Below are 8,552 nucleotides of genomic sequence, written 5' to 3' on the forward strand. Positions count from 1 at the left end.
CAGCGTGACCGCCAACGGCACGATGGATGCCGCCGCCGGCATGCCGCGCAGTTTGACCAGGTCCTTCTCCGTGGTCACCAGCATCAGCCCGTCACGCGTCGCCTGCGTGACCAGCGCATCGATCTCGGCGGCACCATAGGCGTGATGATCGGCGAAGGCCTTTTCGACGGCCACGTCCACCCCGGCACCGCGCAGCGTGCGGAAGAAGCGATCCGGATCGCCGATGCCGGCAAACGCCAGCACGCGCTCGCCGCGCAAGGCCGCCAGCGAGATGTCATCCGGCGTCAGCCACGCGGTCAACACCGGGATTCCTTTGCCCGCCACCATCGCGGCGACGCCCGCCGCCGCCACGCCGTTACCCACCACCACCAGCGCGTCGGTGCGCGCGACCTGCAGATCGAGCGGTGCCCGCAGCGGCCCGGCCGGCAGCACGCGGCCATTGCCGAGGCCGCGGTCGCCGTCGATCACGATAATCGAGGCGTCCTTGGCGACCGCGGGATTTTGAAAACCGTCATCCATCACGATGACGCTGGCGCCGGTGGATCGCGCCAGCGCGGCGCCGGCGACGCGGTCGCGCGCGATCACCACCGTCACCTGCCGCGCCATCATCAGCGGTTCGTCGCCGACATCGGCGGCGCTGTGCCTCGTCTCATCGACCTTGACCGGGCCGCGCAGCCGGCCGCCATAGCCGCGGCTCAGCACCACCGGCGTTTCGCCGATCGAGCGCAGCAGCGCGACCAGGGCCAGCGTGGTCGGTGTCTTGCCGGCGCCGCCAACGTGATAATTGCCGACACAGAGCACTGGAATGCCGACGACGACGCCCTGGCGTCCCATCCGCGCGCCGGCGATCTCGCCATAGACGGCGCCGAGCGGCATCAGCAGCCGCGACAGCCACGAGGATGGCCGCCGCCAGAACGCCGGCTCACGCATCGACCTGGCCCATTTCCAGCTGCATCTGCAGCAGATACGGCTCCAGCGCAGCCATGGTGCGGTCGAGCGCGCCGCCGAGCCGCAGCACCACCTGTTCGGCGGCCTCAACAGACGCGCTGCGCGCCGCTTCATTGCCGAGCATGTGGCCAAGCTGCTTGACGAGTTGCTCCGACGAATGGGCCTGCCAGGCGCCGCCGGCGCCATCCAGCGTCTGGTAGACATCCGCGAAATTGAACACGTGCGGGCCATGCACGATGGAGGCGCCAAGCTTGATCGCCTCGATCGGGTTCTGCCCGCCATGCGGCACCAGCGACCCACCCATGAAGATGACCTGCGACAGCCGGTAGAACAGGCCGAGCTCGCCCATGGTATCGGCGACATAGATATCGGTCAGCGCGGTCGGCAATTCCTCGCGCGACCGCAGCGCGACCTGCGCGCCGGTCGCGGCGATCATCCGGGCTACCGCCTCGCCGCGATGGGCATGGCGCGGCACGATCACCGTGAGCAACGACGGAAAGAAGCCGGCCAGCACCCGGTGGGTTTCGAGCAGGATTTCCTCTTCGCCGGCATGGGTGGACGATGCCACGATCACCGGACGGCCGCGCATCACCGAGATCAGCCGTTCAAGCTTCGCCGGATCGGCGGGCGGCGCCGCCACGTCGAGCTTGAGATTGCCGGTGACGACGACATTGCGCGAGCCGAGCGCGCCGAAGCGGTCAGCATCATTATCGGATTGCGCCAGACAAATATCGAAGCGGCCGAGCAGCGCGGCGATGGTCGCCGACATCTTCTGCCAGCGCGGAAACGAGCGCGGCGACATCCGGCCGTTGATCAGTACCATCGGCATCCGCCGCGCAAAACCGGACAGGATCAGGTTCGGCCACAGGTCGGATTCGATGAACAGCGCCAGGCTGGGCCGCCAGTGATCGAGAAAGCGGCCGACAAAGCGCGGCGAATCGAACGGGATGTATTGATGGATAATATCGGCCGGGAAGCGCCTGGCGACGATCTCCGCCGAGGTTACCGTGCCGGAGGTCAGCAGGATGCGAATGTTGAGGGCGCGAAGCCGCTCGATCAGGGCTGCCGCCGCCAGCACCTCGCCGACGCTGGCGCCGTGAATCCACACCAGCGGTCCCACGGGGCGCGCGGCTGTCGTCAAACCGCGACGTTCGCCGAGGCGCGCCGGATCTTCCTTGTTCTGTTTCAGCCGCCGCTGGATCAGGATCGGGGCCAGCGGCGCCAGCACCGCGGCTATTCGGCGATAGACGCGCAGCGTGATCGGCAGCGATTTAGGCATGACCGGCGCTTTCCGGCCGGCCGATGGCAATATAAGCGCGCTGCGTGGCATCGTTCAGCGTCGCCTCCAGCCTCGCCCGCAATGTCTCCATCATCGCCTGATCGGCATCGGCCGGCACGCTGATTGGTTCGCCGCCGACCAATATGCCGCGACCGAAGGGCAGGTTGATGGTGGTGCGGTCCCAATTCTTGAGCTGGACGAAACGGCTGGTGGCCATGGCGAACGGCATGATCGGCCGACCGCTCTCGCGCGCCAGCATGATGATGCCCATGCCGGCCACCCGCGAGCGCTTCGGCACGTCGGCGGTCAGCGCCATGTTGATGCCCTGCTCCAGCACCCGCACCATCTCCTTGAAGGCGCCGACGCCTCCCTTGCGGTGAAATGCGCCGCCATGGTCGCCGGAGCCGCGAACGGTGCCGATGCCCAGCCGCTCCGCGGCCAGCGCGTTGAACTCGCCGTCGCGGTGCCGCGAGATCAGCACCTTGCCCTTGTAATCCTTGCGCTTGATGAACGGCGTCATGAAGTGCTGGCCGTGCCAGAATGCCAGAATGACCGGCATTTCGGGCTCGACAATGTCATAAACATTAGGCGGATCGAGCGTGAAAGTGTTGGTCTTCCACACCAGCCGCAGAAATTCGGCCGCGATGAAGCCCGCGGCGCGCTGAACCCAGCTGCTGCGCAGCGTGTTGCGAAGCAGTCGTTTCAACTGGCAGGCTTCGAGTCTTGACCTGGATCGAGCAAACGATGGAGGTGGACGATGAAATATCGCATGTGGGCGTTGTCGACGGTCTGCTGCGCCCTCGCCTTCCATGCGGCGAAGGCCGAGGCGTAATTCGGGTAATAACCCACTGTCTCGACCTGGCTCAGATCCTTGAAGGTGGTGCCCTTCAGGTCGGCCAATTCGCCGCCAACGACCAGATGAAGCAATTGCTGCGCGTCCGACATCAATGTTTTTCCTACAGCTGCCCGGCTGTTGTCAGATGATTTGAATGGGTCGCGACGGATCAGAACCGGCGATTGCGAAATTGCTCAACGATGTGGGCATGACGATCGGTCCCCGCAGCCACCAGCAACCCGTGCGTGACTTCCTGGCGGTTATAGAGGATTGGTTCGTCGGAAAGCTCGCTCATTCTACCATTCGCTTCGTGGACGATCAAATCCGCCGCGGCGAGATCCCAGTCGCGGCTCTGGCCGCCGGCGAAAGCGGCGTCGAGCTTGCCATTTGCCACCCAGCACAGCCGAAGCGCCAGCGATCCGATCCGTGGATACAGCATGATCTCCTGCTGCGCCGGGGCGAGACGCTCGACCAGCGGCTTCGGCCCGGCGATACGGGGGAAATCCAGCCCGGCTCCCGGCGCCGCGGTAATCCGCGCACCGTTCCAGGTGGTGCCTTGGCCGCGGACAGCAAAGAAGAATTCATCGCTGGAGGGCGCGAACACCGCCGCCAGCAGGGGCCGGTTATCCTCCACCAGCGCCACGCTGACGCACCAGTCCTCACGGCCGGCGAGATAGCCGCGGGTGCCGTCGATCGGATCGATGATCCAGGTCAGACGCCTGCCAAGCCGGATTTCATCGTCGGCGCTTTCCTCAGACAACCAGCCATAATCAGGCGTCGCCGCCTGTAGCCGGGTCTGGATCAGGTCGTTGACGGCGATGTCCGCCTCCGACACCGGTGAGGACCCAGCCTTGGTCCACATCTTCAGTTCGGTACGAAACATCGACAGGCCAAGCGCCCCGGCATCGCGCACCGTCCGCTCCAGCAGGTCGGCGTCGCGGGTCAGCCGATCGGCGCGCGAGGCGTCAGCGTCCGGCAATCGTCAGGCCTTCGACGCGGATGGTCGGCGCGTTGACGCCATAACGGAAGCTGAGGTCGTTGGCTGGCTGCATCGACTTGAAGATCTCGAACAGGTGCCCGGCGATGGTGATCTCGCTGACCGCATAGGTCAGCTGGCCGTTCTCGATCCAGAACCCGCCGGCACCGCGGCTGTAGTCACCGGTGACGCCGTTGACGCCGGATCCGATCAGGTCGGTGACGTAAAAGCCTTCCTTGATATCGGCGATCAGCTCGGCCGGGGTCGGCTCACCCGCTTCCATGTGCAGATTATAGGCCCCCGGCGACGGCGACGACGACACGCCGCGATGCGCATGGCCGGTGGTGGTCATGCCGAGTTCGCGCGCGGTGGCACAATCCAACAGCCAGGTCGTCAACACGCCGCCGTCGATGATCGCCGTCTTCCTGACCGCGACGCCCTCGGCGTCGAAGGATTGCGAGCGCAACCCGCGCACCCGCAGCGGGTCGTCGATGATGCGGATGTTCTTGTTGAATAGCTGCTTGCCGAGACTGTCCTTGAGGAAGCTGGTCTTCCGCGCGATCGAGGCGCCATTGGCCGCGCCGACGATATGGCCGACCAGCGTATTGGAGACGCGCGGATCAAAAATCACCGGCACCTTGCAGCTGGCGACCTTGCGCGGATTGGCGCGCGCCACGGTGCGCTCGCCGGCCAGCTTGCCGATCTCGGCCGGCGAATCCAGATCGGACGCATGCGGCGCCGAGGTGTAGGCGTAATCGCGCTCCATATTGGTGCCGTCGCCGACAATGGCGGTTACCGAAATGCTCTGGCTCGAGCGCAGATAGGCGCCCTGGAAGCCAGTCGAGGTCACCAGCACCATGCCGCCGATACCGGTCGAGGCGGAGGCGCCGGACGACTTCGTCACGCCCTTCACCGCCAGCGCGGCCTGCTCGGCTTCGACTGCGCGCCGCTCCAACTCCTTGACCGACGGCGTTACCGGATCGAGCAGATCGAGCTGCGGAAAGTCGCGCGCCAGCAATTCGATATCGGCGAGACCGACATACTGGTCGTCAGGCGCGACGCGGGCCATCGCCACCGCGCGCTCGGCGAGTTGGGCGACGTTGTCGCCCGACACATCATTGGTGGAGATCACCGCCTGGCGCTTGCCGACGAATACCCGCAGGCCGACATCGTCGCCCTCGGAGCGCTCGGAAGCCTCGACCTTGCCGTCGCGCACCTCGACACCATGCGACACGCCGCGCACGGCAACCGCATCCGCGGCATCGGCGCCGGCCCGTTTCGCGGCCTCGACGAGGCGATGCGCCAGCGTCGACAGCGCGGACTGATCGAACAGGTCGGCATTGGCGGATTTCAACGAAGCAGGCGATGAAGCGATTGGTGAAGAAATCACGAACAAAATCCCGGGCAATTGAAGAGTTTGGCAGCCAGACGGCCTGGTCAAGAGATGTGCTTATTTGACAGCGACTTCAAGCATTCGGAGCCCGAAAAGCTAAAGAATTTCAAGGCTCCGGCAAGGTCTCGTCAATCATGTCTGCCAAGCTTCCGTCAATCATGCGGACGGAAGCAAGGTCGATCGGATTCGATTAACCAGCCTTTTTAAGCGGTTTCCGATTCCGCTCTGGCATCCTCTCCCCATCGACCGAAAGCATAATTTCGGCGGGGAGATAAAAGCCGTGAGGCATCAAACAGTAACAGGCGGGAGAAATCCCGAAGGGTCGAGCAGCGCATTGCGGCTCGACCCCCACTCGCTACCGGTCCGCTTCGACGCGCATGACCAGCGCGCCGACGGCAGTGTCCGGCATATCGAACTGCACCGCGAACGCGTCGTGCTGCACCGCGCCGTGCGCGGCATGCGAATGGCGATCAACGTCCGCGTCAGCGACTTTCTCGGCGTCGCCCTGCGCGGCCTCGACGATGCCAAGACGCTGGTACTAGCGCATCGCGATCCGGCGCTGTCGATCCCGTTATGTGTCAGCGCCGATCGCGTCGAGATCGATACCGCGTGGCAGATGTGGAGCGAGATCTTCGCGCTTCCGCAACTACCGGAAGAAATCATCCGCGAACCCGCCATGCGCCGCCGCCGCCGCAACGCCATTCGCGAACGCCGCCCCAAATTCCTGGTACGTCGCCGTCCCGGCGCGCTGCTCAACGCGGCCGGTATGTATCACGGCGAGCGCGAGATTATCGCGCGGGATTGATCTTGCCAAAGGCGGCCTAAGCCGCCGCCCGCATCACCGCGTCGACCAGTAATCCGGCCAGCAGCAGTCCCCCCGCATCACGGTTCGATTTGAACACGCGCAGGCAGAGAATGGGGTCACGGATATCGACGCGGGTAATTTGCCAGACCAGATGCGTGGCGAACGCCGCGAGCCCGAGCCAGGCCGGCTCATGCGCGCCGGCGCGCGCCAGCGCCGCACCAATCAGCAGCACAGCGACGCCGTAGAACGCCATCAGGGCGGGTCGCGTGCGCGCGCCGAACAGCAGCGCCGTCGACTTGATACCGATCAGCGCGTCGTCCTCGGTGTCCTGGTGCGCGTAGATGGTGTCGTAGCCAATCACCCAGGAGATCGACCCGGCATACAGCAACAAGGCCGTCGCATCGAGTTGACCGAACTGGACCGCGAAGCCCATCAGTGCGCCCCATGAGAAGGCGAGGCCAAGCACGATCTGCGGCCAATAGGTGATACGCTTCATGAAGGGATAGGCCGCGACGATCAGCAACGAGGCGATGCCGGTCAGAACCGCAAAGCCGTTGAACTGGATCAGGATCATGAAGCCGATCAGCGCCTGCAGCACCAGGAACAACGCGGCGCGCCTGACGCTGACCTGACCGGCCGGGATCGGCCGCGAACGGGTGCGCTCGACCCTGGCGTCGAGGTCGCGATCGGTGATGTCGTTCCAGGTGCAACCGGCGCCGCGCATCACGAAGGCGCCGATGAAGAACAGCCCCAGCATCAGCGGCAATTGCTCGGTATCGCGGGCGATGCCGGTGGCCAGCGCCGCCGACCACCAGCACGGCATCAGCAGCAGCCATGATCCGATCGGACGATCGAAGCGCGCCAGCCGCAGATAGGGTCGCGACCACAGCGGCGCGACGCGGTCGACCCAGTTATCGGTCGCGTCCGCAACTCGGGAGGCCGCGTCGCTCATCGCGCTATCATCGCGCGAGCACGTTGCCGTTCAGCGTATCGAAGGTGGTACCGCCACTCTTCTTGGCGCCGGTCGAGGCCTCCGGCAGCGCCGCCGACGACCCCAGCAGGTCGCTGAGGCGCGGCGCGGCGGGCCCGCGCTGCTGCTGCTGGCTGGCGACACCGCAGACCTTCTGCCGCATGCCTTCGGTATTCTTGTGGCCGGTCTTCATCTGATCGCCGACCGCGGCCGGAATGCCGCATTTCTGCGCGTTGCCTTCGATGTATTTGATCATCCGGACCTCGACCTGCGAAAACGCGCTGATCAGCTTGCAGGCCTCTTCGGGCGGGGCCTTGCGTTCGCTCGCCGCCTTGATCGCAGCGCCGCGCTTTTCAGCCTCCTGCCGCAATGGCAGGAAGCCTTTCATGCAATCGTCGCCACCGGGCGGGCCGGCCTGCTGCGGTTGCGGCTGTGAAAAGCCGCCGCCGACCGGAGGCGCGCCGGTCGATGGAAAGGCGCTGGGCGCGGAAGGGGTGCCGTTGACCGGCGGAAACGCCGATCCTCCGCCGCCATTGACGGGCGGGAATGGCGAAGCACTGGCGGGCGCCGCCGCCCCGCTTGGCAAGGGCGCGGGAAACGCCCCCTGGGCATGAACTTCGAGGGCCTGCATGGCAAAGACGGCCATGGTCAGCGGCACAATCCAACGACGGATAATCACAGATATTCCTCCGACAAGCTTACCTGCCCCGAGCGCTTTGGGACGAAGCTGATCCCGATTCAGGGCTTTTTACGATTGTCGCCAGCGCTTAACAACCCGTGGAATCTGGCGGCAGCGCGGCGTAAACCGCGAAAAACACTGATAAATCGTCGCAGCTGCGCTAAAGCAGCCCACCTCAACGGAAACGTGATTCATGCCGCAAGCCGATTCTCGCAGCCCGCGCCTGTTCGTCGATGCGCCGCTGGCCGCCGATGCCACGCTGGCACTCGACCGCAACCAGAGCAATTACCTGGGCAATGTGCTGCGCCTTGGCGCCGGGGCCTCGGTGCTGGTGTTCAACGGCCGCGACGGCGAGTGGCAGGCGGCGATCGCCGGCGGCAAGCGACCGGATCGCCTGACGCTGCTGGCGCAGACCCGGCCGCAGGACCGGTTGCCGGACGTCACCTATGTGTTCGCGCCGCTGAAGCACGCCCGGCTCGATTACATGGTGCAGAAGGCGATCGAGATGGGGGCGGCGGCGCTGCAGCCGGTGATGACGCGCTTCACCCAGGTCAGCCGGGTCAATCTCGAGCGGATGGGCGCCAACGCGGTGGAGGCCGCGAACGATCGCCGGCTCGGCGGCGCCTGCGATCGCGTTGTCGACAACCGCGCCGCTGATGCTCGCGCC

The 8,552-nt window shown here is 65.6% G+C and carries 10 protein-coding genes; 2 read left to right on the forward strand and 8 right to left on the reverse strand.

The window, feature by feature from the left end:
- The 6 genes from lpxK to Q0S16_RS16035 all read right to left on the reverse strand — a co-directional run.
- Positions 1 to 930: tetraacyldisaccharide 4'-kinase (lpxK, locus tag Q0S16_RS16010; RefSeq protein ID WP_295849989.1), on the reverse strand; the 930-nt coding region annotated here is incomplete at its 3' end.
- Positions 923 to 2,227, reverse strand: coding sequence for a 3-deoxy-D-manno-octulosonic acid transferase (locus Q0S16_RS16015; RefSeq protein ID WP_295849990.1), 1,305 nt, complete (start codon positions 2,225 to 2,227; stop codon positions 923 to 925). The genes Q0S16_RS16015 and lpxK, both read right to left, overlap by 8 nt.
- Positions 2,220 to 2,933, reverse strand: coding sequence for a lysophospholipid acyltransferase family protein (locus Q0S16_RS16020; protein ID WP_295849991.1), 714 nt, complete (start codon positions 2,931 to 2,933; stop codon positions 2,220 to 2,222). The genes Q0S16_RS16015 and Q0S16_RS16020 overlap by 8 nt, the downstream gene beginning before the upstream one ends.
- Positions 2,930 to 3,172, reverse strand: a complete 243-nt coding sequence (locus Q0S16_RS16025; protein ID WP_295849992.1) for a DUF4170 domain-containing protein — start codon at positions 3,170 to 3,172, stop codon at positions 2,930 to 2,932. The genes Q0S16_RS16020 and Q0S16_RS16025 overlap by 4 nt, the downstream gene beginning before the upstream one ends.
- 59 nt (positions 3,173 to 3,231) lie before the next feature.
- Positions 3,232 to 4,041: a 3'(2'),5'-bisphosphate nucleotidase CysQ gene (locus tag Q0S16_RS16030; RefSeq protein WP_295849993.1), complete on the reverse strand. Its 810-nt coding sequence runs from the start codon at positions 4,039 to 4,041 to the stop codon at positions 3,232 to 3,234.
- On the reverse strand, positions 4,028 to 5,428 hold the full coding sequence (locus Q0S16_RS16035; protein WP_295849994.1) for a TldD/PmbA family protein: 1,401 nt from the start codon (positions 5,426 to 5,428) through the stop codon (positions 4,028 to 4,030). The genes Q0S16_RS16030 and Q0S16_RS16035 overlap by 14 nt, the downstream gene beginning before the upstream one ends.
- 283 nt (positions 5,429 to 5,711) lie before the next feature.
- Between Q0S16_RS16035 and Q0S16_RS16040 the strand changes: the two genes are divergently transcribed.
- Positions 5,712 to 6,236, forward strand: a complete 525-nt coding sequence (locus Q0S16_RS16040) for a DUF6101 family protein (RefSeq protein WP_295849995.1) — start codon at positions 5,712 to 5,714, stop codon at positions 6,234 to 6,236.
- A 16-nt stretch (positions 6,237 to 6,252) separates the two neighbouring features.
- Here Q0S16_RS16040 and ubiA read toward each other — a convergent pair whose 3' ends face one another.
- Positions 6,253 to 7,188, reverse strand: coding sequence for a 4-hydroxybenzoate octaprenyltransferase (gene ubiA, locus Q0S16_RS16045; RefSeq protein ID WP_295849996.1), 936 nt, complete (start codon positions 7,186 to 7,188; stop codon positions 6,253 to 6,255).
- Between the two features lie 7 nt (positions 7,189 to 7,195).
- Positions 7,196 to 7,885: a hypothetical protein gene (locus Q0S16_RS16050; protein ID WP_295849997.1), complete on the reverse strand. Its 690-nt coding sequence runs from the start codon at positions 7,883 to 7,885 to the stop codon at positions 7,196 to 7,198.
- A gap of 193 nt (positions 7,886 to 8,078) precedes the next feature.
- Here Q0S16_RS16050 and Q0S16_RS16055 point away from each other — a divergent pair.
- Positions 8,079 to 8,552, forward strand: a 474-nt coding sequence (locus Q0S16_RS16055) for an RNA methyltransferase PUA domain-containing protein (RefSeq protein ID WP_295849998.1), incomplete at its 3' end; no start/stop codon positions are given.

Source organism: Tardiphaga sp., from assembly GCF_025356345.1.
Taxonomy (GTDB): Bacteria; Pseudomonadota; Alphaproteobacteria; order Rhizobiales; family Xanthobacteraceae; genus Tardiphaga.

Excerpts from the sequence above, each read along its gene's own strand:
- Q0S16_RS16015 (WP_295849990.1), bottom strand. The coding sequence starts at position 2,227 with ATGCCTAAATCGCTGCCGATCACGCTGCGCGTCTATCGCCGAATAGCC.
- Q0S16_RS16025 (WP_295849992.1), bottom strand. The coding sequence starts at position 3,172 with ATGTCGGACGCGCAGCAATTGCTTCATCTGGTCGTTGGCGGCGAATTG.
- ubiA (WP_295849996.1), bottom strand. The coding sequence starts at position 7,188 with ATGAGCGACGCGGCCTCCCGAGTTGCGGACGCGACCGATAACTGGGTC.